The sequence below is a fragment of the Nonomuraea sp. NPDC048901 genome, assembly GCF_040649695.1.
Classification (GTDB): Bacteria; Actinomycetota; Actinomycetes; order Streptosporangiales; family Streptosporangiaceae; genus Nonomuraea.
The window spans coordinates 573,652-598,342 of the sequence record NZ_JBEZFW010000004.1; the positions used below are offsets into that span (position 1 = coordinate 573,652).

At 70.5% G+C, this 24,691-nt stretch carries 24 protein-coding genes; 11 read left to right on the plus strand and 13 right to left on the minus strand.

Annotated features, from left to right (window positions below; genetic code table 11):
- Positions 1-211 precede the first annotated feature (211 nt).
- Positions 212-1,249: an anthranilate phosphoribosyltransferase gene (trpD, locus tag AB0C30_RS16505; RefSeq protein ID WP_357944056.1), complete on the plus strand. Its 1,038-nt coding sequence runs from the start codon at positions 212-214 to the stop codon at positions 1,247-1,249.
- A 37-nt stretch (positions 1,250-1,286) separates the two neighbouring features.
- Here trpD and AB0C30_RS16510 read toward each other — a convergent pair whose 3' ends face one another.
- From AB0C30_RS16510 to AB0C30_RS16520, 3 genes are all read right to left on the minus strand, one after another.
- Positions 1,287-2,678, minus strand: coding sequence for a class II fumarate hydratase (locus AB0C30_RS16510; RefSeq protein ID WP_357651720.1), 1,392 nt, complete (start codon positions 2,676-2,678; stop codon positions 1,287-1,289).
- 93 nt (positions 2,679-2,771) lie between these two features.
- Positions 2,772-4,664, minus strand: a complete 1,893-nt coding sequence (locus AB0C30_RS16515) for a protein kinase (protein ID WP_357944058.1) — start codon at positions 4,662-4,664, stop codon at positions 2,772-2,774.
- Positions 4,665-4,699: 35 nt separating this feature from the next.
- Positions 4,700-5,809, minus strand: a complete 1,110-nt coding sequence (locus tag AB0C30_RS16520; RefSeq protein ID WP_357944060.1) for a serine/threonine-protein kinase — start codon at positions 5,807-5,809, stop codon at positions 4,700-4,702.
- 775 nt (positions 5,810-6,584) lie between these two features.
- Here AB0C30_RS16520 and AB0C30_RS16525 point away from each other — a divergent pair.
- Positions 6,585-6,773 carry a DUF5999 family protein gene (locus AB0C30_RS16525; protein WP_214639679.1) on the plus strand — a complete coding sequence of 63 codons (189 nt, stop codon included), beginning with the start codon at positions 6,585-6,587 and terminating at the stop codon, positions 6,771-6,773.
- Between the two features lie 152 nt (positions 6,774-6,925).
- On the opposite strand, the gene AB0C30_RS16530 is transcribed toward AB0C30_RS16525, so the two are convergent.
- From AB0C30_RS16530 to AB0C30_RS16540, 3 genes are all read right to left on the minus strand, one after another.
- Positions 6,926-8,578: a fumarate hydratase gene (locus AB0C30_RS16530; protein WP_225296469.1), complete on the minus strand. Its 1,653-nt coding sequence runs from the start codon at positions 8,576-8,578 to the stop codon at positions 6,926-6,928.
- Positions 8,579-8,768: 190 nt separating this feature from the next.
- Complete coding sequence (locus tag AB0C30_RS16535; protein WP_357944063.1) at positions 8,769-9,632, minus strand: DMT family transporter; 864 nt, start codon at positions 9,630-9,632, stop codon at positions 8,769-8,771.
- Positions 9,632-10,861, minus strand: a complete 1,230-nt coding sequence (locus AB0C30_RS16540; protein ID WP_357944065.1) for a transposase — start codon at positions 10,859-10,861, stop codon at positions 9,632-9,634. Before AB0C30_RS16540 ends, AB0C30_RS16535 begins: the two co-directional genes overlap by 1 nt.
- Positions 10,862-11,066: 205 nt before the next feature.
- Here AB0C30_RS16540 and AB0C30_RS16545 point away from each other — a divergent pair, with 205 nt between their 5' ends.
- From AB0C30_RS16545 to AB0C30_RS16555, 3 genes are read left to right on the plus strand one after another with little or no spacing between them, the layout of a single operon-like run.
- Entirely contained in the window at positions 11,067-12,452 is a 1,386-nt protein-coding gene (locus AB0C30_RS16545; protein WP_357944067.1) for a PLP-dependent aminotransferase family protein, read from the plus strand.
- A 48-nt stretch (positions 12,453-12,500) separates the two neighbouring features.
- The gene (locus tag AB0C30_RS16550; RefSeq protein ID WP_357944069.1) at positions 12,501-13,439 is read left to right on the plus strand and encodes a Gfo/Idh/MocA family oxidoreductase; all 939 of its coding nucleotides are present in this window, start codon (positions 12,501-12,503) and stop codon (positions 13,437-13,439) included.
- Positions 13,436-14,236 (plus strand): TIM barrel protein, encoded by an 801-nt coding sequence (locus AB0C30_RS16555; RefSeq protein WP_357944071.1) that lies wholly within the window; start codon positions 13,436-13,438, stop codon positions 14,234-14,236. Before AB0C30_RS16550 ends, AB0C30_RS16555 begins: the two co-directional genes overlap by 4 nt.
- Positions 14,237-14,239: 3 nt before the next feature.
- On the opposite strand, the gene AB0C30_RS16560 is transcribed toward AB0C30_RS16555, so the two are convergent.
- The 3 genes from AB0C30_RS16560 to AB0C30_RS16570 all read right to left on the minus strand — a co-directional run bounded on the left by AB0C30_RS16560 (position 14,240) and on the right by AB0C30_RS16570 (position 17,083).
- Positions 14,240-15,400, minus strand: coding sequence for an MFS transporter (locus AB0C30_RS16560; protein ID WP_357944073.1), 1,161 nt, complete (start codon positions 15,398-15,400; stop codon positions 14,240-14,242).
- Positions 15,401-15,539: 139 nt separating this feature from the next.
- Entirely contained in the window at positions 15,540-16,379 is an 840-nt protein-coding gene (locus tag AB0C30_RS16565; protein ID WP_357944075.1) for an SDR family NAD(P)-dependent oxidoreductase, read from the minus strand.
- Positions 16,376-17,083 carry an SDR family oxidoreductase gene (locus AB0C30_RS16570; RefSeq protein ID WP_357944077.1) on the minus strand — a complete coding sequence of 236 codons (708 nt, stop codon included), beginning with the start codon at positions 17,081-17,083 and terminating at the stop codon, positions 16,376-16,378. Before AB0C30_RS16570 ends, AB0C30_RS16565 begins: the two co-directional genes overlap by 4 nt.
- A gap of 73 nt (positions 17,084-17,156) precedes the next feature.
- Between AB0C30_RS16570 and AB0C30_RS16575 the strand changes: the two genes are divergently transcribed.
- The gene (locus tag AB0C30_RS16575; protein WP_357944079.1) at positions 17,157-17,708 is read left to right on the plus strand and encodes a TetR/AcrR family transcriptional regulator; all 552 of its coding nucleotides are present in this window, start codon (positions 17,157-17,159) and stop codon (positions 17,706-17,708) included.
- 75 nt (positions 17,709-17,783) lie between these two features.
- Complete coding sequence (locus AB0C30_RS16580; RefSeq protein WP_357944081.1) at positions 17,784-18,434, plus strand: DUF1707 domain-containing protein; 651 nt, start codon at positions 17,784-17,786, stop codon at positions 18,432-18,434.
- A gap of 4 nt (positions 18,435-18,438) precedes the next feature.
- Here the strand turns inward: AB0C30_RS16580 and glpX are convergent, their stop codons facing one another.
- Complete coding sequence (gene glpX, locus AB0C30_RS16585) at positions 18,439-19,473, minus strand: class II fructose-bisphosphatase (RefSeq protein ID WP_357944083.1); 1,035 nt, start codon at positions 19,471-19,473, stop codon at positions 18,439-18,441.
- 82 nt (positions 19,474-19,555) lie between these two features.
- On the opposite strand from glpX, the gene AB0C30_RS16590 reads away from it, so the two are divergent.
- The 3 genes from AB0C30_RS16590 to AB0C30_RS16600 all read left to right on the plus strand — a co-directional run bounded on the left by AB0C30_RS16590 (position 19,556) and on the right by AB0C30_RS16600 (position 21,064).
- Positions 19,556-20,164, plus strand: a complete 609-nt coding sequence (locus AB0C30_RS16590; RefSeq protein WP_357944085.1) for a TetR/AcrR family transcriptional regulator — start codon at positions 19,556-19,558, stop codon at positions 20,162-20,164.
- Positions 20,165-20,175: 11 nt separating this feature from the next.
- Entirely contained in the window at positions 20,176-20,712 is a 537-nt protein-coding gene (locus AB0C30_RS16595; RefSeq protein ID WP_357944087.1) for a DUF4245 domain-containing protein, read from the plus strand.
- A gap of 85 nt (positions 20,713-20,797) precedes the next feature.
- Positions 20,798-21,064, plus strand: a complete 267-nt coding sequence (locus tag AB0C30_RS16600; RefSeq protein ID WP_225296495.1) for an exodeoxyribonuclease VII small subunit — start codon at positions 20,798-20,800, stop codon at positions 21,062-21,064.
- A gap of 61 nt (positions 21,065-21,125) precedes the next feature.
- Here AB0C30_RS16600 and AB0C30_RS16605 read toward each other — a convergent pair whose 3' ends face one another.
- Positions 21,126-21,536, minus strand: coding sequence for a nitroreductase family deazaflavin-dependent oxidoreductase (locus tag AB0C30_RS16605; RefSeq protein WP_357944089.1), 411 nt, complete (start codon positions 21,534-21,536; stop codon positions 21,126-21,128).
- Positions 21,537-21,624: 88 nt separating this feature from the next.
- Here AB0C30_RS16605 and AB0C30_RS16610 point away from each other — a divergent pair, with 88 nt between their 5' ends.
- Positions 21,625-22,215: a helix-turn-helix domain-containing protein gene (locus AB0C30_RS16610; RefSeq protein WP_357944091.1), complete on the plus strand. Its 591-nt coding sequence runs from the start codon at positions 21,625-21,627 to the stop codon at positions 22,213-22,215.
- 99 nt (positions 22,216-22,314) lie between these two features.
- Here the strand turns inward: AB0C30_RS16610 and xseA are convergent, their stop codons facing one another.
- Positions 22,315-23,568: an exodeoxyribonuclease VII large subunit gene (xseA, locus tag AB0C30_RS16615; RefSeq protein WP_357944093.1), complete on the minus strand. Its 1,254-nt coding sequence runs from the start codon at positions 23,566-23,568 to the stop codon at positions 22,315-22,317.
- 27 nt (positions 23,569-23,595) lie between these two features.
- Entirely contained in the window at positions 23,596-24,669 is a 1,074-nt protein-coding gene (locus AB0C30_RS16620) for a hypothetical protein (protein WP_357944095.1), read from the minus strand.
- Positions 24,670-24,691 lie beyond the last annotated feature (22 nt).

The following is a 24,691-nucleotide window of genomic DNA, read 5'->3' on the forward strand; positions in this document are numbered from 1 at the left end:
ACATAGATCGCTGGCCCCTTATGTGGTGTGTCCCGGCGGCCATGGCACCCGCGTGCCTGATACGGTTTCTCCCATGCACGCGTATTCGTACTCCTGGTGGCCCGCCTTTTAGGCGGTCCTCCTAGCGCATACGCATCCCGGCCGCCTCGACGAGGCGGCCGTCGTCATGTCAGGACCCCCTTGTCGAGCACCTCAGACGAAAGGGCGTCCAGTGACAACCTGGCCAGCGCTGCTCAGCACCCTCCTCGACGGCACCTCGCTCACCTCGGGCCAGGCCGCCTGGGCCATGGACCAGATCATGTCGGGCGCCGCCACGGACGCCCAGATCGCCGCGTTCGCCATCGCCATGCGCGCCAAGGGCGAGACCGTGGCGGAGGTGTCCGGCCTGGCCGACGGCATGCTCGCCAGATCGGCGGCCATCAGGATCCCCGGCGACCCGGTCGACCTGGTCGGCACCGGCGGCGACCGGGCCAACACGGTCAACGTCTCGACCATGGCGGCCATCGTGGCGGCGGCGGCCGGAGCCAAGGTCGTCAAGCACGGCGGCCGGGCCGCCTCCTCGGCCACCGGAGCCGCCGACCTGCTGGAAGAGCTCGGCGTGGTCATCGACCTGTCGCCGGCCGGTGTCGCACGGGTCGTGGAGGAGGTCGGCATCACGTTCTGCTTCGCGCCCACCTTCCACCCGGCGCTGAGACGCACCTCGGGGGCGCGGCGGGAGCTGGGGGTGCCCACGGTCTTCAACTTCCTCGGCCCCCTCACCAACCCCGCCCTGCCGGCCGCCCAGGCGGTCGGGGTCTTCCACCCCGACCTGGCGCCGGTCATCGCGGGCGTCCTCGCGGAGCGCGGCGGCTCCTCGCTCGTCTTCCGCGGTGACGACGGCCTCGACGAGCTGACCACCTCCGGCCCCTCGGCCATCTGGCTCGTCCGCAAGGGCACGGTCACCCCGACCCGCTTCTACCCGGCGGACCTGTCGATCCCACGAGCCCGCCCATCGGACCTGGCCGGCGGCGACGCGGCGCACAACGCGGCGGTGGCACGGGCGGTCCTCGCGGGCGAGCGGGGGCCGGTCCGCGACATCGTCCTGCTGAACGCGGCCGCCGCCCTGGTCGCGGCCGACGGCACACCGCCCGCCGCCGACCTCACCGGGGCCCTGGCCCACGCCTACAAGCGGGCGGGGGACGCCGTCGACTCAGGGGCCGCCGAGACCCTGCTCACCCGCTGGGCCCAGGCCACCCACAGGGCGGCCTGAGGCCCGTCGTCACTCGGCGAGCGTTCTGAGGTCGTCGTCACTCGGCGGGCCGGGTCATGGAGAGTACGTCCAGCAGGGCATCGAGTTGTTCCTCCGTGAGCCGGCCGGCCGACACGTGGCCGCGTTCGATGACCACCTCGCGGATCGTCTTGCGCTCGGCCAGCGCCTGCTTGGCGATCTTCGCCGCCTCCTCATAGCCCACGTACCGGTTCAACGGCGTGACGATCGACGGCGACGACTCCGCGTACTCCCGCAGCCGTGGCACGTTCGCCGTGATCCCCGACACGCACCGGTCGGCCAGCAGCCGCGAGACGTTGGCCAGCAGCCGGATCGACTCCAGGATGTTCCGCGCGATGACCGGCAGCTGCACGTTCAGCTCGAAGCTGCCCGACGCGCCCGCGAACGTGATCGCGGCATCGTTGCCGATCACCTGCGCCGCGACCATGGCCGTGGCCTCGGGGATCACCGGGTTGACCTTGCCGGGCATGATGGACGAGCCCGGCTGCAGGTCCGGCAGGTTGATCTCGCCCAGCCCGGCGCGCGGCCCGGAGCCCATCCACCGCAGGTCGTTGGCGATCTTGTTGAGCGAGACCGCGACCACCTTCAGCTGCCCCGACAGCTCGACGATGGAGTCCTGGGCGCTTTGCGCCTCGAAGTGGTCCATCGCCTCCCTGAACGGGATCCCGGTCGCCTCGCGCAGCTTCTCGATCGCCAGCTTCGCGAAGCCCGGCGGGGTGTTGATGCCGGTGCCCACCGCCGTACCGCCCAGCGGCAGCTCCAGTACGTGGCCGAGCGCCGTCTTCACCCGTACGGAGCCGTGCTCGATCTGCGTGGCGTAGCCGCCGAACTCCTGCCCCAGAGTCACAGGCGTGGCGTCCATGAGGTGCGTCCGCCCCGACTTCACCACCTGGTCGAACTGGATCGCCTTGGCCCGCAGCGCCGCCGCCAGGTGTTCCAGGGAGGGCAGCAGGTGGTAGGTCACCTCCGTCGCCGCCGCCACATGGATCGAGGTCGGGAACACGTCATTGGACGACTGCGAGGCGTTGACGTGGTCGTTCGGGTGCACGGGACGGCCCAGCCGCTCCTCGGCCAGCGTCGCGACGACCTCGTTGGCGTTCATGTTCGAGGAGGTGCCGGAACCGGTCTGGAAGACGTCGATCGGGAAGTGATCGTCGTGCTCGTTCTCCGCGACGTCGGCCGCGGCCTGGGCGATGGCCTCGGACAGATCCTTCTCCAGCACGCCGAGCTCTCCGTTGACCTCGGCGGCGACCGCCTTGATCAGGCCGAGCGCGGCGATGTGCGACGGCTCCAGCGGCCGTCCGGACACCGGGAAGTTCTCCACCGCCCGCTGCGTCTGCGCGCGCCACCTGGCTCCGACCGGAACGCGCACCTCACCCATGGAGTCATGTTCAATGCGGAACTCGCTCATGCCTCCCAGTCTGGCTCACGCATCCCGGAACAGCCCGAAAGGGGCGCCACGACGAGGCCGCGCCAGCTCACGACAGGACGCGGCTGTCTCGGCTCAGCTGGACAGCAGCGCCACGATGAGGACGGCGATCACCACGGCGGCGGCCGCGGCCACGGCCATCAGGACCAGCATCCCGTTGCGGTTGCCCGTGGGGCCCTGCTCGGGCTCCTTCGCGATGGCGAACAGGTCCGTTCCCAGCCCCTGCCCGGCCTGGCGCTCCTGCCCCGACTGCCCTGCCGGGCGTGACGGGCCTGGGTGCGGGCCGGTCGGCGGCCCCTGCTGCGGCCCCATCGGTCCCATGGGAGGTCCAGCCTGCGGTCCCATATAGGGCGGCCCTGCTTGTGGCCCACCGGGCTGGGGGCCGCGCGGGTTCTGCTGGGGCGGGGGCACCGGGTAGACCTGCTGCCCCGGAGGGTGGTGGATGCGGGTGGTGACGGTGCTCTGCTCGTCGGAGCCACCCCGAGACGGGTCCTGGGGCATGGGGGTCTTCGGACGCGCCACGCTGATGGTCCGCTCGGGGTCGTACGCACCGCTCTGGCGAGGCCCGGTCGGGGCGCCAGGCCCTCCGGCGCCACGCTGAGGGCCACCGGGCCCGGATGGGGCACCCGTGGAGCCGTGCGGGCCGCCCACAGGGCCGGATGGCGCGCCCGTGGATCCCGGAGACCCGGGAGCGGCACCTGCGGGCCCGTGCGGCCGCGCTCCGGTCGCCGGACCGGCGGCCTGCGCGCCAGGCGCCCCGCCTGCCCGCGCGGCCTGTGCTCCTGTCTGGGGGCCCTGCGGGGGCGTGCCGAACGCGTTCGGACCGGGCCTGGGCCCCTGTGACCCGCCCATCGGCCCCTGCCCGCGCGGATCGGCTTGCCCACCGGGACCGAACGCCCCGCCCGGCGCCTGGCCGCTCGGACCCGCTCCGCCCGGCGTCATTCCGCTCGAGTCCGTCGCGGCGTGCGGGGACCGCGCGTCCCGACCGGCCGCCGCGGCCGGAGCCTGCGCCCCACGGCCGGGTGGGGGACCCCACGTGCCGGCCGCCCTGGGGGGCTGTACGGCGGGCGCCGTGTCGTTCGAGTCGGGCACGCCGGCCTCCTGGGCGATCAGGGCCTCCGCCGTGATCGCCGGCATCTCGCTCGTGGGCGTGTCGGCGATCATCCTGAGCAAGGTCTCCGCCTTGGCCGCCGACAGTCGCCGCTTGTGGTCCTTGTCCAGCAGCCCGGTCAGCACCGGCCGCAGCTGCCCGGCCTGGGTGGGCGGGTCGGCGTTCTCGCTCAGCAGCGCGGCGAGCGTCTCCGCGATCGTGGACCGCTCGTACGCGGGACGGCCCTCGACCGCGAAGTACAGCGTCGCGCCCAGCGACCAGACGTCGGACTCGGGCCCGGTGTATTCGCCCCTGGCCCGCTCCGGCGCCGTGTATCCGGGCGAACCGATGACCATGCCGGTCTTGGTGAGCCGGGAGTCGCCCTCGGCCTTGGCGATGCCGAAGTCGGTCAGCACCACGCGGCCGTTCTCGGTGATGAGCACGTTGCCCGGCTTGACGTCGCGATGCGTGATGCCCTGGGAGTGCGCCGCGCGCAGCGCGCCGAGCAGGTCGACGCCGATCTCCGCCACCAGCCGGGGCGGCAGCGGGCCCTCTTCGTCGATCACCTGCTCCAGGGAGCGGGCCTCGATGAGCTCCATGATGATCCACGGGCTGTTGTCGTGGATGAGCACGTCGTGGATCGCGGCGACGGACGGGTGCTGGATCCGGGCGGCGATGCGCCCCTCCCGGACCATGCGTTCGCGCAGCTCAGACCGCTGTTCCTCGGTGAGACCCGGGTCCTGGCGGATTTCCTTGACCGCCACCTCGCGCCCGAGCGCGCGGTCGCGGGCGCGCCATACGGTGCCCATGGTCCCTCGGCCGAGGGGCGCGATGAGCTCGTAGCGCTCCGCGAGCAGGCGTGTCTGCTGTTCCGGCATGAGAAGAAGATATCGATTCTCGCTTGGGAAGTGCTTTACCCTCGCTTGCGAAGTTCTCTTGGCCAGAACCGTCGAGGAAGGCACAACTTTATCACCGTCGCTTTGAAACGGGCATAAGCGGATGGTGTAGGTCGGGGCTCGACCCGTTTCCGATGGACGCCTTCACCCGGTTTACGTTCCTGACGTGGTGGCGGGACCGCCAAAGCGGCCGCGGTGGCCTCTGCTCGGTGCAGCCCGCGGTGTGCGGGCCTGCGCGCGAAAGAGGGAGTGGTGATCACCGGCGCCGGCCGTACCGATCTGGTCGGGGCCAGCGGCTCCTCCGCGGAGCCGCCCGCCGCGACCCTGGCCAGCATCAACGAGGCGCGTACGGAGTCGAGCCTGGTCTGCGGGTCGATGCGCAGCAGCGCGTCGAGAACCGGCGCCAGCGGCCCGGCCTTCGTCATCGGGATCGGCTCGCCGCTGGTGAGCGCGGCCAGCGCGGCGGCGGCAGTGCGGCGCCCGTGCAGGCCCCGGCCCTCGACGGCGGTGTAGAGGGTCGCGCCGAGCGACCACAGATCACCGGCCGGACTGGCCTTGGACCCCAGCACCCGCTCTGGAGCGATGTATCCCGCCGAACCCAGCACGATGCCCGCCTGGGTAATAGAAACGTCACCTTCCAGTGCGGCCAGCCCGAAGTCCGTCAGGACCGCGCGGTCCTCCATCACCAGCACGTTGCTGGGCTTCACGTCGCGGTGCAGGATCCCCTTGGCGTGTACGGCCCGCAGCGCCCCGAGGATCTGCCGCCCGATCTCGGCCGCCTTGCGGGGATGGAGCGGTCCGCCCTCAAGGATCAGCTGCTCAAGGGACTTGGCCTGAAGCAGCTCCATCACGATCCACGGCCGGTCGTCCTCGGTGACCACGTCGAACACGGTGATGACCGACGGGTGCGCGACCATCGCGGTCGCCCTGCCCTCGCGCTCGGTGCGGGCGCACAGTTCGGCCCGCAGCTCCTCGTCGAGCACGGCCGGCAGCCGGACCTCCTTGACCGCCACGTGCCGGTCGAGCAGCTCATCGTGCGCTCGCCAAACGGTACCCATGCCGCCGCGGCCGACCGGCTCCAGAAGCCGGTAGCGCGCGGCTAGTAGGTAACCGGAGGGCGCACGCATGGCAGGCAGCTTACCTATTTGTCTAAACCGACCAGTAGAGGCGGGGCCGATAAATTGTTGCGAAGTTAAGTCAACTGGTCTGACTCGTGCCGTCAGCAAACCTGCCGTCCGCATCGGTCCAGTTGATTAGGGAGTAGGCGTGCTCCCAGGCGTCGAACACCGGCGGTGTTCCCATCATGGTGGTAAACGCGCTCGATGGCCAGCCGTCCGCCCAGCGGTTCCCCGGCCCCACACCCCGGCTCCCTACCCCCGCGTACCGCCGTCCGCTTCGGGAACGCGCCAAGTTCCATGGCCGCCGAGCTCGCCCTTGTCGCGCCCGAGGGCCTCGGCAGGGTGCCAGTCCGAATCTGCCTCTGGTCGCTGACCTGCGGATATAGCAATCGGCCCAAGTTGGTCACCAGGATTGTGCGCGATGCCCGCAAGAAGTTCGCAGGCGTCCGGCAGGGTTGCTCATAGGGGCCTGACGCAGCCGTCAGCAGTTTGTAAGGGTGTCGTAAGGGCCCAGGGGCAGACTGAAGTTAAGGGGATCGGATGAACCCGGAGACGGCCGAAACTGTCAGTGGCGGCGGTCACACTGGGGACAAACGCCCTGGTGCTTACCGGAACCAATAACCGAGACGAGTTCGTTGAGGGACGTGATGAGGATGCGCCAGAGTCAGGTTCGTCGCCGACCGGCAAAGAGGCCGGTCGCACCCGCACTGGACCTTCGCACGCCGTCGGGGCGACAGCTGCCCTTTTGAAACCCACAACAGGAGCGCCACCTGAGAGGTGCACGATGTGCAGTCACTACCCGCTTTGTCCCACCGCCGACTCACCCGACCGTGAGGCTTCACACGTGATCTCGGCTCACCCTGATCAGGGCTGGAGCCTGCTGTGCAATGGCGTGGTGCTGTTCGAGGACACCGGGTTGCTCCTTCCAGACGGCTCCGTCGTCGCGCCCCACCGAGGTCTCGTGGCCGCTTGATCCGTTAACGACCAGTGCCGTCTAAGTGTCACCTGACCGGTGTCGTCTGAGCTTCACCTAACGGGTGCCGCCTGAGCGCCATCCGACCGCCGGGGCCGAGCGGCCGGAGACGGCTCACCCGGCACCCTTTCGGCGACCGGTCCGCGAGAGCGTCAGCGGCGGCCGATCGACAGGACCGGCCCGGTGCGATCGGTGAAGAAGTCGTCACCCTTGTCGTCGACGACGATGAACGCGGGGAAATCGACCACCTCAATCTTCCACACCGCCTCCATCCCCAGCTCCGGATATTCCAGGACCTCCACCTTCTTGATGCAGTCCTGGGCCAGCCTGGCCGCGGGCCCGCCGATGGACCCCAGGTAGAAGCCTCCGTGCTCCCTGCAGGCGTCGGTCACCTGCTTCGACCGGTTGCCCTTGGCCAGCATCACCATCGAGCCGCCGGCGGCCTGGAAGCGCTCCACGTAGGAGTCCATCCGCCCGGCGGTCGTGGGGCCGAACGAACCCGACGCGTAGCCCTCCGGCGTCTTGGCCGGGCCCGCGTAGTAGACGGCGTGATCCTTCAGGTATTGCGGCATCTCGCCGCCCGCGTCGAGCAGTTCGGCGATCTTCGCGTGCGCGATGTCGCGGGCGACCACGAGCGGGCCGGTCAGCGAGAGCCGCGTCTTCACCGGATATTTCGACAGCTCGGCCAGGACCTCCGGCATGGGCCGGTTGAGGTTGATGGTGACGACGTCGTCCGAGAGGTGCTCGTCGGTGGTCTCCGGCAGGAAGCGGGCCGGATCTGTCTCCAGCTGCTCCAGGAAGACGCCCTCCGGCGTGATCTTGGCCAGGGCCTGCCGGTCGGCCGAACAGGACACCGCGATGGCCACCGGGCAGGACGCGCCGTGCCGGGGCAGCCGGATCACGCGTACGTCGTGGCAGAAGTACTTGCCGCCGAACTGGGCGCCGATGCCGAGCTTCTGCGTCAGCTCGAAGACCTTGGCCTCCAGCTCCAGGTCGCGGAAACCGTGCGCGGAGGGGGAGCCGGAGGTGGGGATCGAGTCGAGGTAGCGGGCGCTGGCGTACTTGGCCGTCTTCAGCGCGTACTCGGCCGACGTGCCGCCGACCACGATCGCCAGGTGGTACGGCGGGCAGGCCGCGGTGCCGAGCGAGCGGATCTTCTCCTCCAGGAAGGCCAGCATCCGCTTCTCGTTGAGCACGGCCTTGGTCTCCTGGTACAGGAACGACTTGTTGGCCGATCCGCCGCCCTTGGCCATGAACAGCAGTTTGTACTCGTCCGCGTGGCCGTAGGGGTCCTCGGCGTAGAGCTCGATCTGGGCGGGCAGGTTGCTGCCGGTGTTCTTCTCCTCCCACATGCTCAGCGGCGCCATCTGCGAGTAGCGCAGGTTGAGGCGCGTGTAGGCGTCGTAGACACCGCGCGAGATGTGCTCGGCGTCGCGCCCGTCGGTGAGGACGTGGCGGCCGCGCTTGCCCATGACGATGGCGGTGCCGGTGTCCTGGCACATGGGCAGCACGCCGCCGGCCGAGATGGAGGCGTTCTTCAGCAGGTCGAGTGCGACGAACCGGTCGTTGCCGCTGGACTCGGGGTCGTCGACGATCTTCCGCAGCTGGGCGAGGTGCGAAGGACGGAGAAAGTGGGAGATGTCGTGGATCGCGGTCTCGGTGAGCAGCCGCAGGGCCTCGGGCTCCACTTCGAGGAAGCTGCGCCCGGCGGCCTCGACCCGCCGCACGCCGTCCGGCGTGATGAGCCGGTATTGCGTCTCGTCGGCCCCCAGCGGCAGCAACTCGCTGTAATCGAACTCGCCCATGATCCTCCCCATTCGCCGCACAGAGCCTATCTTTTCTACCAGTCTTCTTTACGGCCAGCCCGGTGGGCCCCACCCGCCGACCATGGCCGGGCCCTGTCCAGGGACACGCTCCTCCGGTGGAGGTGGCGGGCCGCCGTGACGTGCGCGACGTCGGCCGTCTGGGTGGTCTGTGAGACGAAGTCGTGGTCTGTCAGCCGACGGTGACCGGTTCCCGCTTCCGTGTGGTGGTCAGGCCGACAAGGATGCCCGCGATCACCAGTGCCGCGCCGAGCAGATCGAAGAGCGTCGGGGTGGCGATGCCCAGCGCGAGCCCGGTGATGATCGCGCCGACCGGAATCAGCCCGGCGAACAGCCCGGCGTGGCCGGGGCCGAGCTTCGGCAGCGCGGTGTACCAGAGGAAGAAGGCCAGCACGGTCACCACGGTCGCCAGGTAGGCCAGGCCGAGCGCCTGCGCCGGGGTAGGCGTCTGGAGCATGCCGGTGCCCTCCTTGACCAGGCCGATCGTGGCCAGCATGGGGACGGCCAGCACCGCCGAGTACGCCGACAATCGGATCGCCCCCAGCGTCGGCAGCAGCGGGATGGCCAGCATCGAGAAGCTGACCTCGCCGACCAACGCGCCCAGCGCCCACAGCAGGCTGGGCAGGTCGCCGCTGCCGAGCCCGGTGGCCAGCGTCGCGCCCGCCACCACGACCACCGCGCCGGTCAGCAACCGGGGCGCGGGGCGGCCGCCGAGCAAGGCCAGGGCGAGCGGCACGGTGCCCAGCACGGTCCCGACCAGCGCGGGGCCGGAGGTACGGGTCGACTCGATCACGCACATGTTGAACAGCACCAGCCCGAGCAGCGTCAGGCCGACGAGCAACAACGTCTCGCGACGCGTCAGCCGGACGAACCGCAGGCCGAGCGCCCGGATGACGACGAGCCAGATCACCGCCGCGACCAGGTAGCGCACGGCCTGCCCGCCGTACACGGGGTAGCCCTGGATCAGGCCGGACACGCCCGCCAGCGTCCCCACGAGGAACATGGCGGTGGCGGCGCCGGCGACTCCGCTTCTCATCAACTACCACCGGGTGAAGCTGGTGGTTTGCTCTCGCGGTCCCGTCTGGCTGAGGGGAGGCCGGTAGCGTGTGGCTGGTTGATGGCAGCCCAGCCCGCGATGCCGCGTGCGGCGATGTTGCGGGCCGCGATGTGGTCGGCGTGCCCAGCGAGGCCACACCTTGTGCAGACGAACCGGCCCCGCGCCGGCCGATTCGCCCTGCTGATGTGCCCGCAGTCCGGGCAGGCCTGGGAGGTGTAGGCGGGGTCGACCAGGACGAAGGCGATCCCGGCGCGGGCGGCCTTGTAGCGGGTGAAGGTGATCTGCTGGGCGAAGGCCCAGCTGTGCAGGGTGCGCCGCTGGAACCGATGAGCCCTTACCCGATCGCGGATGCCCTGCAGATCCTCCAGGGCGACCCCGCGGCCGGTGCGTTCGGCTTCACGCACCACAAACGTGCTGATCTGGTGGTTGAGGTCGGTCATCATCCGGTGTTCACGACCGGACAGACGGCGCAGCACCCGCCGCGCCGCCGCCGTGCCCTTCTTCTGCAGCCGTCGGCGTTGGCGGTGGCGCCGCTCGCGCAGGGTGCGGACGTGCCCGTTGCCGCCGATCGGCCCGCTCAGGGCGGGGCCGGGCAGCACTGCGCCATCGGAGGTGACCGTCAGGTTCGCCACTCCTTGATCCACTCCGACGAAGCCGCCGACCGGCTCCCGAACCACCGGCTGGGGCAGGGTGAGGGTGACCTGCAGCAGCCACACGCCGCGTCGGCAGATCAGGTCGGCCTCCCCGAGCGGCAGCGTGTCGATGGCTTTGAGGTCTTCTGGCCGACCGGTGAAGGGGACGGTGACGCGGCCGGTGGGAGTCCACAGCGACACGGTCCGGGCGTCCCGGTTGAAGCTCATCAGCCGGGCGTCATAGGGGACGGCGCCGTGCGGGCGGAAGATGTGAGCGCGTTTCTTGCTGGCGCGCCGGTTGGCGTAGGCGCCGGCGACCCGGGCGATCGCCCGCACGGCCGCCTGCGCGCCCAGCCCGGCCACCTGCGCCCGCACCTCGTAATAGGCCAGCCGATGCAACTCCACCACCGCGAAGACGCGGTGCTGCCAGGCCAGGCGGGACACGGCAGTGGCCGCCTGATTGCACACCTGCACCGCCGCTGCCAGTGCGTCGGCCTGGTTCGGGGCGACTGTGAGCCGGAGCTGCACGATTGTCGGCAGGCCGTTGCGTTTGGTGGCGGAGCGGCGGATCGCCATCGTGCACCTCCTGCCACAGGACCCTCACCCACCGCACACATTACCGAACGTGACCGAGCCTTTCCATACTGTTTTCGAAAGGAGGGGTGGCGCTTCCTCCCGCCCTCAAGGATCAGGTCTCCGCGCCACCATTCAGATGAAAGAAGACTAGGGACATAATGGCTCATAACAGCAGTCCAATGTCCCGCTAAAAGGATGGACCAATGTGGCTGACCTACATGTCCCGATAAATCGTGATCAAGGGGGCATCGCCGGGCAGATCGCGGCGGAGATTCGCGCGTCCATCCGGCACGGCCGCCTCGCTCCGGGCACCCGGCTGCCCGCCAGCCGAGACCTGGCCGCCGACCTCCAGGTCTCGCGGGGCGTCGTGGTGGAAGCGTACGAGCAGCTGGTGGCCGAGGGCTTCCTGATCTCCCGCGTCGGCGCGGGCACCCAGGTGGCCCCCACCTCGGCCCGCTCGGCAATGGACGTGGTCCCCGCGAGTGGCCCGGTCTACAGCCCTCACTACGGCCACCGCCCCACCTCTCCCGATCTCGGCTGCTTTCCCCGGGAGCGCTGGCTGGCCTCCGTACGCCATGTGCTCACCACGATGCCCTCGGACGTGTTCGACTACGGCGACCCCGGCGGCGTCCCGGAGCTGCGCGACGAGCTGGCCGGTTACCTGCGGCGGGTCCGGGCGGCGGACGTACGCGCCGACAACCTGGTGATCGTCGGCGGGGTGGCCCAGGGGATCAGCCTGGCGCTCCACGTACTCACCCAGGGAACCCGCGGCCTGCGGCTGGCCGTGGAGGACCCGAACAGCCACCGCCAGGTCCCCCTCCTCCGCCGGGCGGGCGCCGAGCTCGTCCCCGTCCCGGTGGACGACCAGGGTCTCGTCGTGACGGAGCTGCGGGCGCGCGGCGCGGACGCGGTCCTGGTCACCCCCGCCCACCAGTACCCCACCGGCGTCGTGCTCTCCCCGGCTCGGCGGGCCGCCCTCATGGAGTGGGCCGCCGAGAGTGGCGCGGTCGTGCTGGAGGACGACTACGACGCCGAGTTCCGCTTCGACCGCGACCCCGTCGGCTGCCTGCAGGGCCTCGCCCCCGCCCGGGTGGTCCTCTCCGGCAGCGTCAGCAAGGCGCTGGCCCCTGGCCTGCGGCTCGGCTGGGTGGCGGCTCCCGCCGAGCTGGCCGAGTCCATGCGGCAGGCGAGAGGCGAGCTGGACCTGGGCTCGCCGGTCATCGATCAGTACGCCCTGGCCCACTTCCTGCGTACCGGCGGCTACGACAAGCACCTGCGCCGGATGCGCCGGGAGTACCGGCGCCGCAGGGACGCCCTGGTCAAGGCGGTGGCCGAGCACCTGCCTGAGGTGCGCGTCCGGGGCATCGCGGCGGGCCTGCACGCCTACCTGGACCTGCCGCCGGGCTCGGACGAGGACGCCTTCGTACGGCCGGCGCGCGAGCTGGGCCTGGCCGCCGACCCGGTCGGCCCGACGCGTCTCACGCCAGGACCGCCCGGGGTCGTAGTCGGCTTCGCCCGCCTCCCCGCCCACCGCGCCGCAGAGGTCATCCAAGGCTTAAAGGTCAGAATGTCAGGACAAAATATTGACTGATGGAGAAGGTCACGCTTAGAAAGAAATCCCCATCTCATTGGAGGCGCCATGCGCGTGGGACTGCTGGGCTTGGGCAGGATCGGCGCGTTTCACGCGGCAACCCTGGCCGCACATCCGCTGGTGGACGAGCTGATCGTCTCGGATCCCGTACGTGAGTCGCCGTACGGCAGGCCGGGCGACCCCTTCGAGGCGGACGCGCTGGTCATCGCCTCGCCGACCAGCACGCACGCCGAGCTCCTGCTGAAGGCGTGCGGGCTGGGCATCCCGGTGTTCTGCGAGAAACCGGTCGCGGGGAGCGTCAAGGAGACCGTGGAGGTGCTCGCGGCCAGCCGGGGCAACCGGGTGCAGATCGGTTTCCAGCGCAGGTTCGACCCCGGTTACATCGACGCGGCGATGGCGCTGCGCGGGGGTGAGCTGGGGGAGTTGCACCGGGTTCACCTCATTACCGCGGATCCGGCGCCGCCGCCCGCCGAGTACATCCCGCTGTCCGGCGGCCTCTACCGCGACTGCCACATCCACGACTTCGACATCCTGCGCTGGGTGACAGGACGCGAGGTGGTGTCCGTGTACGCGACCGGCGCGAACCGGGGCGCCGCCTTCTTCGGCGCGGCAGGCGACGTCGACACCAGCGCCGCGCTGCTCACACTCGACGACGGCACGCTGGCCACCCTGCAGGGCTCCCGCTACAACGGCGCCGGCTATGACGTGCGCATGGAACTGGCCGGCACCAAGGGCACCCGGGCCGTCGGCCTCGGGCCGCGCGCGCCCCTGAGCAGCTCGGAGGGCCTGCAACCGCCAGGGGAGCCGTGGCCCGACTTCGTCACCCGCTTCGCCGACGCGTACGCCGCCGAGATCGACTGCTTCCTGCGCAGCGACGTGAGCCTGTGCTCCATCGAAGACGCCCTGGCGGCCCTGTACGTCGCCGAGGCCGCCGAGCTCTCCCGCCGCGAACACCGCCCCGTCGAGGTCGCGGAGGTGACCGGATGAACCTGGCTGGAGCGCCCATCTCGTGGGGCGTGTGCGAGGTGCCCGGCTGGGGCTTCCAGCTCCCGCCCGAGCGGGTGCTCGCCGAGATGCGCGACCTCGGCCTCACCGCGACCGAGCTGGGCCCGGACGGCTTCCTGACACCCGCCCTCATCGAGGAGTACGGCCTGAGCGTCGCGGGCGGGTTCGTGCCCGTGGTGCTGCACGATCCGGGTCACGATCCGCTCCCCGGGCTGCCCACCGACCCGCCGGGCATGCTCGTGCTGGCGGCGGCCACCGGCGCCGACGGCTACGACACCCGGCCGGTCCTCGACGAGAAGGGCTGGGCGACGCTGCTGGCCAACCTCGACCGGATCGCCGCGGCGTACGGCCGTGGAGCGTCCCTGCACCCGCACGTCGGCACCATGATCGAGACCCGCGAGGAGGTCGACCGGGTGCTCGGCGGCAGCTCGATCCCGCTCTGTCTCGACACCGGTCATCTGCTGATCGGCGGTACCGACCCGGCCGCCCTGGCCGCGGCCGACCCCGGCCGCGTCGCGCACGTCCATCTCAAGGACGTCGACGCGTCGCTCGCCCGGCAGGTCGCCCGCGGCGAGCTCACGTACACGCAGGCCGTGCGCGCGGGCGTCTACCGGCCGCTCGGGCAGGGCGACGTGGACATCGCGGGCATCGTCTCCGGCCTCGAGAGCAGCGGCTACCAGGGCTGGTACGTCATGGAGCAGGACGTGGTCCTGTCCGGTCCGGGGGACGAGCCGATCCACGACGTACGGCGGAGCCTCGCCTACCTGGGGGTCGGCTGACTGTCATGCGATCTCTTTGACCCGTCGCGGCTCGAAGCCCCTGGCCAGGACGATGATCACGGCGGATAGCACCAGCGGCGCGGCGAACGCCACCTGCATGTCGCTGGCGCTGGCGATGCCGCCGACCAGCGCCGCGCCCACGATGAAGCCGACGTAGTTGAACATGTTGACCCGCGCGATGGCCACCCCCGTCCCCGCCGGGTCGAGCCGCCCCGCCGCCGAGAACGACTGCGGCGCGATCACCGACAGCCCCACCCCGGTCAGGCCGAACGCCAGGATGGCCAGCGGCTGGCTGGGCGCCAGGACGATGCCCAGGAAGCCGAGGGCGGCGATCCCGCCGCCGATCCTGACGATCGCCGCCGGTCCGTACTTCCTGACGGCGGCGTCGCCGCCGAGCCTGATCAGCAGCGTGGTGGCCTGGTAGGCGGCGTAGGCCAGCGGGACGACGGTGGGGCTCGCGGCCAGCACCTGCTGCATGTAGACGGTGCTGAAGTTGGAGACCGAGGCGTCCCCGACGTACAGGAAGGCCATCGCCAGGCAGAGCGGGATGATCGGCTTCCACGGGAACCCGCCGGCGGCCGTAGCGGTGGTCTCCTCGACCTTCTCCTCCTCGACGGTGCACAGTTGCGGCCCGGCGTACAGGGAGCCCGCCACCGCCACGACCATCGGAACCGTCATCGTGACGATCAAGGGAAGCTCGGCCGCGACCGATGCCCACAGCGCCCCGGCCGTGCTGAACACGCTCCACATGCAGTGGAAACCGTTCAGCACGGCCCGCCCGTAACGGCGTTCGACCGCCACGCCCTGCATGTTGATGCCCGCGTCGACCGCGCCGAGCCCGAGGCCGAACAGCAGCAACGCGAGCACCAGCAGCGGCACGCTCGGCGCGAGGCTGATGAGCACCACGGCGACGGCCACGACCGGCTGCGCGAGGCGGAGCAGCGGCTTGCTCCCCTTGCGCGAGGCGAACCACCCGGCGCCCACGCTGCCCAGCCCGGCGAAGACCGGCACGATGAGCAGCAGGATCGTCAGGGCGCCCTCGTCGAGCCGGTGTTTGGTCTGCAGGTTCGCGACCTGGGCGAGCAGCGTGATGAACGAGAGGCCCTGCACCGCGTACACGACGAACGTGGCTATACGGGCCTGGCGATCACGAGGAGTCGGCACGGCGGCCTCCTGATGGGGGGAACGTGAGGCGGGGTCAGGTTAGCCGCTTGGCCAGCTCTTTCGCCACCATGCCAGTGTGACGTCACAACCCCGTGACACCGCCGCCCGTGTGCCGACGCCGCCTATGTCGGTGGTGGGATCAGCCCAGCGCTCGCCGTACGAGATCGTCGCTGAGCTCGCGCAACCGCTTCCGCGCCGCGAGGTCGTATGCCTGGGCGTCGGCCCGGCTCTCCCGCAGCCCGTTGAAGTAACGCCCGCTCACACCGTCGAGCTCGTCGATCAACTGCCGCGTCGCCGCCACGCCCTCGTCGACCGTGCTCATCACCGGCGCACCCGCCTCACGGACCATCGTGGTGTCCATGTACGTGGCCGGATGCAGGGCGTTGACCGTCACCCCCTGCCCGGCCAGCTCCTCGGCCAGGTCGAAGGTGAACATGATCTGCGCGAGCTTGCTCTGGTTGTACCCGCGCTGGCGCCCGTAGCCGCGGGTCAGCATCGGGTCGGCGAAGTCGATCGCCTGCTGCCCGGCCGAGGCGACGTTCACCACCTTCGACGGCGCCGACTTGACGAGCAGCGGGAGCAGCCGCCGGGTCAGGTGGTATCCGGCCAGGTAGTTGACCGCGAAGCGGAGCTCGACGCCGTCCCGGCTCTCCGCGCGGCCGGAGCCGGGCGGACCGCCGCCCATCCCGGCGTTGTTGACCAGCACGTCGAGCCGGTCGAACCGGTCGAGCACCTCGTCGGCCAGTCGGTCCACCTGGCGCAGATCGGCCAGATCGGCCAGAACGCCTTCGGTAGTGCCGCCCGCGTCGGCCTGCTCCCGCCGTACTCGCTCCGGGTCGGCCCGCTCTGCGTCGGCCCGCGCCCGCCGTACCCGCTCCGGGTCGCGTCCGTGCACGATGACGCGGTCGTCGGCGGCGAGCCGTCGTGCCAGCTCCCGCCCGAGCCCATCCGTCGCGCCGGTGATCAGGATCGTCCTCATGCCTTCAGCCTGCCCCCTCCGTCGACGGTCAGCACCGTTCCGGTGACGAACGAGTTGCCCACCACGTAGGCGATCGTCGCCGCCACGTCCTCCGGCCGGCCCACCCGGCCGACCGGCGAGCTCCCCGCCGCGTGGGCGAACAGGGCCTCCCGCGCGTCGTCGGGGAGCCCGGACCACCACTCGGTGTCGATCACGCCGGGGGAGACGGCGTTCACCCGGATGGGGCCGAGCTCGACCGCCAGACCGGGCACCGCGGCCTCGATCGCGCCGTTCACCGCCGCCAGAGCGGAGACGCCGGGGAAGGCCGAGCCCGCCGACGCCGCGGTCACGAATGTGATCGAACCTTCGGGACCGAGTACGTCCAGAGCGGCCTGCGCGGCCAGCAGGTGCGGGATCAGCTTGTTCTGTACGGCCTCGACCAGCGCCTCCCGCGTCAGCGAGCGCAGCGGCCCGGCGGGCCCGCGGCCGGTCACGGTGATGATCAGGTGGTCGATGGCACCGGTACGGGCGAAGAGATCGCGCATCGCCTCGGTGTCACGGGCGTCCACGGCCTCGCCCGAGGCCCGGTCGCCGAGCAGCTTCACCGCGGCCGCCACCCGCTCGGCGGACCGGCCGGTGATGACCACCTCGGCGCCGTCGGCCGCCAGCCGGGCCGCCGTCGCCAGCCCGATGCCCGTGGTGCCGCCAATGATCACGACTCGCATCGCGTTTCCTCCTAATTCAAGACATCTTGCCTCGAAACTATATCGAGGCACCGTGTCTTGTAAAGTGGCGGGCATGGTAGGCAGACCGCGTAGCGAGGTGGCCAGGAAGGCGATCCTCAAGGCCGCGCTCGACCTGTGCGAGCGCGACGGATACCCGAACGTCACCCTGAAGGGCGTCGCCGCCGCGGCGGGCGTCGGCAGGCAGACCCTCTACCGCTGGTGGCCGACCAAGCGCGAGGTGCTGCTGGAAGCGATGACCGACCTGGTGGGGGCAGAGATGCGGCCCCCGCCCATCAGCGGGGACGCGGGGACGGACCTGGTCGTGTTCCTGCGCGAGACGTTCGCGGTGGCCCATGGCGTGGCCGGGCGCGTGGTCGTGGGTCTCATGGCCGACGCCCAGGCCGACCCCCGGTTCGCCGAGGAGTTGCGGGCCAAGCTCATCGGCCCGCGCCGGCAGGCATTGCGCTCGGTGCTGGAACGCGGCGCGCTCCCGGCCGACGTGGACGTGGAGCTAGCGGTCGATCTGATCTTCGGCGCCATGTGGTACCGCCTGCTCAACCGCCACGCCGAAGTCGACGAGAGGCTCGCGGAGGAGATAGCGGCCCTGGTCGCGCGGCTCGGCTGACTTTCGGGGCACTTTCGGCTGGCGCGGCGACCGAGGCGCGAGCGAAGTGGCCGCCTGCCGGATATCGTCAGAAGTGTGAATGAACGCCCGGGATCCTGGTTGCCACGCCTGCAGGAAGTCGGAGAACGGCTGGCCGAGGAATGGGTCTCGGCACGCCGCCCCAAGGAGGATGACAGCGGCCCGCGCCCGGACGAACTACGCGCCTCCGACGACGATCGCGAGCGGTTCGTCCAGGTGCTCCAGGACGCCCACGCCGACGGCCGCCTCATGCTCGACGAGCTGGAGGAACGGCTCGGCGTCGTCTACGCGGCCCGGACACTGGGCGAGCTCGCCGCGGTGACGGCCGACCTGCTGCCGGCGGAGCAGCAACCGCTGAACCTCGACGGCAGGCCGGTGTCGGCGTTCTTCAAGCAGGAGCAGCGCGGCGGACGCTGGGTGGTGCCCGCCGAGCTGACCGTGACCGCCATGTTCGGCACCACCAAGCTGGACCTCCGCGAAGCCATCCTGCAGAACCGGCGCGTCATCATCAACGCGACGCTGGTCTTCGGCGGTCTCGAGATCCACGTGCCCGAGGGCCTTGAGGTGATCCGCGTCGCGAAGGGCAGCACGGTCCGGCTGACCAAGCAGCCGACCGAGCCCGAAGCGCCGGTGGTCGAGGTGCGCACCACGAACTTCGTGGGCGACGTCAAGGTCAAAGAGCCGCCCCGCCGCAAGCGCCGCCGCTGATCCCCTATCCGGCCGTGTCGAAGTTGATCGCGCTGTAGGCGCGCAGCTTCGTGAGCTGGTGCTCGCTGTCCACCTTGCGGATGGTGCCGGAACGCCCGCGCATCACCAGCGAGTGCGTCAGCGCCACCCCGCCCCTGAACCGTACGCCCTGCATGAGCTCGCCCTGCGTGATGCCGGTCGCCGCGAAGAACACATCCTCAGAACGCACCAGGTCGTTGGTGGTCAGCACCTGGCCGAGGTCGTGCCCGGCGTCGAGCGCCTTCCGCCGCTCGGCGTCGTCGCGCGGCCACAGCTTGCCCTGGATGACACCACCCAGGCACTTGAGCGCGCACGCGGCCACGATGCCCTCGGGCGTGCCGCCGATGCCCAGCATCAGGTCGATGCCGGTGTCGGCGCGGGCCGCCATGATCGCGCCCGCCACGTCCCCGTCGACGATGAACTTGATCCGCGCCCCGGTCTCCCTGATCTCCTTGACCATCTGCTCGTGCCGCGGGCGGTCGAGTACGACGACCGTCACGTCGGAGGACGAACAGCCCTTGGCCCTGGCGACCGCCTGGATGTTCGTGGCGACCGGAGCCTCGATGTCGACCACGTCAGCGGCGTCGGGGCCGGTGACCAGCTTCTCCATGTAGAACACGGCCGACGGGTCGTACATCGAGCCGCGCTCGCTCACCGCGATCACCGACACCGCGTCCGGCATGCCGAGCGCCGTCAGCCGGGTGCCGTCGATCGGGTCCACGGCCACGTCGCAGTCGGCGCCGCTGCCGTCGCCGACGCGTTCGCCGTTGAACAGCATCGGGGCGTGGTCCTTCTCGCCCTCCCCGATGACCACCACCCCGTTCATCGACACGGTGTTGATCAGCTGGCGCATCGCGTTGACCGCGGCGCCGTCAGCGCCGTTCTTGTCGCCCCTGCCCACCCAGCGGGCCGCCGCCATCGCGGCCGCCTCGGTGACGCGTACGAGTTCCAGAGCCAGGTTGCGATCAGGGGCGCGCTCTCCCGTGGCCAGCGCTGCGGGTACGGACGTCTGATCGGACATGATGAAGGGCCTCCTCGTGGACAAACTGTCTCGATCGTAGTTGTCCCTGTATCCCCGGTCACCGGAGGATAATGTGCCTGCCATGAGCAGCGATGTGGAACAACCGGCGACAGCCCGCACCTCCGGGCGAGGCGCGGCCACGCGCAGCGCGCTACTCAAGGCCGCCAGAGACGTCTTCGTCTCCAAGGGTTTCGCCGAGGCCGGAGTGACCGATGTGGTGGCCAAGGCCGATGCCAGCGTGGGCAGCCTCTACCACCATTTCTCCGGCAAGGCCGACCTCTACCTCACGCTGTTCGAGGAGTGGCAGGGCAGGCAGGCCCAGCGGACCAAGCAGGCCGCCCGCGAGGCTCGCGCCGAAGGAGAGAACGACCCGATGCGGGTCTTCATCCGCGCCGCCCGCGCCTACCTCGACGGGTGCATCGAGGAACGCGAGCTCGCCGCGCTGTTCCTGCGCGGCGACGGGCCGCCCGGCTTCGAGCTCGTCATGCGCGCCCGGTTGCGCAAATGGGCCGAGCGCAACGCCGCGCTCTTCGAGGACCAAGGGGCACTGGTGGTCGTCCTCACGGGCGCGCTCGCGGCCGCCGTCTCCGAGGTGGTGCTGTCGGACGACCCCGCGCTGGCCGAGGACGTGCTCGCCATCATCGGCCAGATCCGCCCGGCCGCTTCGTCGGGCGGCATCACCAGCGGGTAATCTCGCCAGTTGTGCGACGGTTCACGGAAGGTTTCTACGGCTACGCGGTAGCCCTGCTCGTCTGTCTTGTGGGGGTAGGGCTGTTCCTGCTGGTCACGCCGCAGAGCCGGGAGGAGCACATTCCCAAGCTCAACTACTCCATCACCGTCGCCAACTTCGCACATGACGTGCCCTACCAGGTGTGGGCGCCCGCGAAGGACCCGGCGGGCTGGATCCCCAACAGCAACAAGATCGCCAAGGGCTCCGGCGGGGCCCAGGTCCTCTACCTGGGCTATGCGACGGCCAAGAGGCAGCACGCCATGTTCGTGCAGAGCGACGAGAAGCCGGCCGCCGGGTTCGCCGACCGGATGGCCAACTCCAACCGGGCCGTGGGCACCCAGCAGGTGGCCGGGCAACCCTGGGAACAGCGCTTCCGCGAGGACAAGAACCAGCGCTCGCTGATCCGGGTGCTGCCGGAGGTCACCTTGGTCGTCACCGGCACGGCCGACTGGACCGAGCTGGGCGAACTGGCCGCCATCCTGCAACAGCGACCGAAGCCGACAAGCTGACCCACGCCTCCGACCGGAGGCGGCGGCCGGAGGCGAGAGTCTGACCCGCTCCTCGCCGGGGCTCCTCGGCGGGCCAGGGCGCGGGATGTCGGTGCCTGACTCTAGGGTGGTGCCCGTGGCAGAAGAGAAGGCACCCTCATACGAGCAGGCCCGCGAGGAGTTGACCGAGGTGGTGCGCCGCCTGGAGACGGGCGGGCTCACCCTGGAGCAGTCGATCGAGCTGTGGGAGCGCGGCGAGAAGCTGGCCGCCATCTGCGAGGAGTGGCTACAGGGCGCCAGGGTGAAGCTCGCCGCCGCCATGGCCCGCCGCGCCGACCCCACCACCAACCAGTCGGACGACGCCCCGTTCTAGTCGCCCACAGCCGGACGACGTCCCACAGCCGGACGACGCTCGTTCTGGCCGCTGATGCCCGTCAGGCGGAGCGGTGGAGGGCCACTACCGGGATGCGGCGGGTGGTCTTCTCCTGATACTCCGCGAAACCCGGGGCGATCGTGACCACGTGGGCATAGAGCCTGTCGCGCTCTTCCTCGCCCACGACCTCGGCCGTGAGTTCGTACGTCTCCGTCCCGATCTCGGCGGTCACCTCGGGGTTGGCGACCAGGTTGTGGTACCACGCCGGGTGGTGGTCCGCGCCGGCGTACGAGGCGATGACGATGTAGCGGTCACCGTCCTCGAAGTACATCACCGGGCTGGTCGTGCGCTTGCCGCTCTTGGCGCCCGTGGTCGTGAGAAGCAACAGGTTGGCACCCTCGAACATGCCCCCGACCTTGCCCTTGTTGGCACGGAACTCGGCGATGATCTGCTCGTTGAAGTCGTTCGCCATGATCGCTCCTCGAATCGGAAATTTCTCCATTTATGGCAGCCAAAGCCTAGCCGGAGATATTTCCGTTTACCACGTTTATGCTCAGTCTGTGTGCGAGCGTCGATCTCTGCCGATCATCGGGCAGCCCCAGCCCGAACGGGCGGACGCGGCCCGCAACAGGCAGAAGATCATCGAAGTGGCCGCCAAGATGGTCGCCGACGGAAGTCTCGGCCGGCTCTCCCTCGACGAGGTCGCCCGTGAGGCGTGCGTGGGGGTCGGCACCGTCTACCGTCGCTTCGGGGATCGGGCCGGTTTGGTGCTGGCGCTGATCGACGATCGCGAGCGGCGCTTCCAAGAAGACTTCCTGCGCGGGCCGCCGCCGATCGGGCCGGGCGCGCCTCCTGCCGAGCGGATCAGGGCGTTCCTGCACGCGCTGATCGATCGGGTGGTGGCGCAGATGGACCTGTTCCTGCTGCTCGGGCCGCCGACCGCACAGCTCAGTGGGGCGTACAGGGCGCATCACACCCACCTGGCCGGACTCCTCACCCAGGTACGCCCGGAAGGCGCGAGTTTCCTGGCCGACGCGCTGCTGGCGCCGATCAACGCCCATCTGCTCCAGTACCAGCGGGACCAACGTGGCATGTCGATCGAGGAGATCAAGGCCGGATTCGACGCCTTGACCCAGGCGATCAGAACATGAGGCAAGGCAGGTCGCCCTCGAAGTCCGGTTCAAGCGGTTTCGAGAGCCAAGCGCCCGCTAAAAAGCCAGGTCGGGAGCGGGCCGTCCCCGAAAGCCGGCTCAGGAGGCGGTTTCGTCGGAAGCCTTCTTGCGGGGCTTGCGGGGTTTGGCGGGGTCTTCCGTACGGACGGTCAGGCGGTCGTCGCTGAGCCGGATCGTCAGTAGGGAGCCGGGGGCCACGTCCTTGGCCAGCCGGACGACCTCCCCGGACGGATCCTGGACGATGGCGTAGCCGCGTTCGAGCGTGGCGGCGGGCGAGAGGGCGACGAGCCGGGCGCGGAGATGCGACAGTGAGTCCTCCGCGCGGTCGAGCGAGCCGCCCAGCGAGCGCCTGGTCCGGTCGCGGAGCGCCTCGACCTGCTCGGCCCGGCGTTCGAGCTCGCGCACCGGGTCGGCCAGCGAGGGCCGGGAGCGCGCCGACGTCAGCCAGGACATCTCCCGGTCGAGCCAGCCGCCGAGCACCCTGCGACCCCTGTCACGCAGCTGACGCACCAGCGTGAGCTGCTCGCCCACGTCGGGCACCACCTTCTTGGCGGCGTCGGTCGGCGTCGAGGCCCGTACGTCGGCCACCAGGTCGAGCAGCGGACTGTCCTGCTCGTGGCCGATCGCGCTCACGACAGGAGTGCGGCAGGCGGCCACGGAGCGCACCAGCGTCTCGTCGGAGAACGGCAGGAGGTCTTCCAGGGAGCCGCCGCCACGGGCGATGACGATCACTTCGATCTCGGCGTCCGCGTCGAACTTACGCAGCGCCTCGGTGACCTCGCCCACGGCGTACGGGCCCTGGACGGCCACCTCCTCGACCTTGAACCGCACGGCCGGCCAGCGGCGCCTGGAGTTTTCCAGCACGTCACGCTCCGCCGCCGAGTCGCGGCCACAGATCAGCCCGACCGTGCCGGGCAGGAACGGCAGCCGCCGCTTCCTGTCGGCGTTGAACAGGCCCTCGGCGGCCAGCAGCTGGCGCAGCCGTTCGAGCCGCGCGAGCAGCTCGCCCACGCCGATCGGCCTGATCTCCAGCGCGGTGAAGGCGAACGAGCCCTTGTTGACCCAGAAGTCGGGCTTGACGTGCACCACGACCCGCGCGCCGTCGGCCGGGCGGGGCATGGTCGCTTCGTAGACGCCGCGCGGGGCGGTGACCCGGGCCGACACGTTGGCCACCGGGTCGCGCAGCGTCATGAACACCGTGCCGCCACGCGCGCTCAGATCGGTGATCTGGCCCTCGACCCAGACCGTGCCCAGCTTGCCGATCCAGCCGCCCACCATCTGCAGGACGGTGCGGATCGGCAGCGGAGACTCGGGCGAGGTCTTCGAGGTCATGGCGGAAGACTACGGTGCCGGGACGACTTATTCCCCGGCCTGCAGCTTGACCAGGCGGTTCTCGAACATCCGGACAACCTCGGGCCGCCCGCTCGTGGCCTGCTCGTACGCGATGAGCTCGGTGATCTGCTCGGCGGACTTGCCGCGCATCCTGGCGCGCAGGGAGGCGACGGTCAGCTCGGAGTAGCCGGGCAGCGGCTCGGCCAGGTCGGTGGCGGCCTTCGTCTCGGTGACGGCCGCTGCCTCGGCGGTGGCCTTCGCCTTGGGAGTCGCCTTCGGCTTGGGGGTGGTCTTTGCCTCGGGGCTTGCCTCCGCCTCGGTGGTCGCCTCGGTCTCGGTGGCGGTCACCGTCTCCGTGGCGGCCCTGGCCTTGGGGGCGGCCTTCGGCTTGGCGGCGGCCCGAGGCTTGGCAGGGGTCCGGGGCTTGGTGGCCCGCGCGGGCTTGACCTCGACGGCCTCCGGCGCGACCGGCTCCGCCCCGGCCACCGGTTCGGGGGCGACAGCGGGCTCGACGGTGGCGACTTCAGGCTCGGGGGCGACCGCAGGCTCGACGGTGGCGGCCTCAGGCTCGGGCGCGATCTTGGGCTCAGGGACGGCGACGGGTTCGGGCACGACAGCGGGCTCAACGGTCGCGGCCTCAGGCGCGGCCACCGGCTCGGGAGTGGTCACCGGGGCGGGCGCGGCGGCAGCGGTCTCGGTGGTGGTTGCCTCGGGCTTCGGCTTGGCCGCCGGGGCGAAGATGACCGGGTCCGGCTTGGTCTTGGGGGAGCCGTTGGACGCGGGGGTGTCGGACGGCGTGGGGCGCGGCGCGAAGATGACCGGCTCCTTGCGAGCGGGCTTCGCCACCTCCTCGTCTGCGGTCACGGGCGGCGTCACCTGGTCGGCGGCGGACGGGCGGGAGTCGTGGTCCGCCTCCTTGTCCTCCTTGCCGCCGATCCCCTTGATCGAGTTCTTCATCCGGTCGACGAGCAGCAGCGCCTGACCGGCCGCGCTCAAAGTGGTCTGGATCACGAGGAGGGGAAGGTCTTTGGCCTTCTCCTTCAGCTCGTCCTTGTTGGTGATGGTCTTCGTGATGTTGCGTATCACGTCGCTGAGGGACATGACGTCTCCCTGGGAGGTCTGT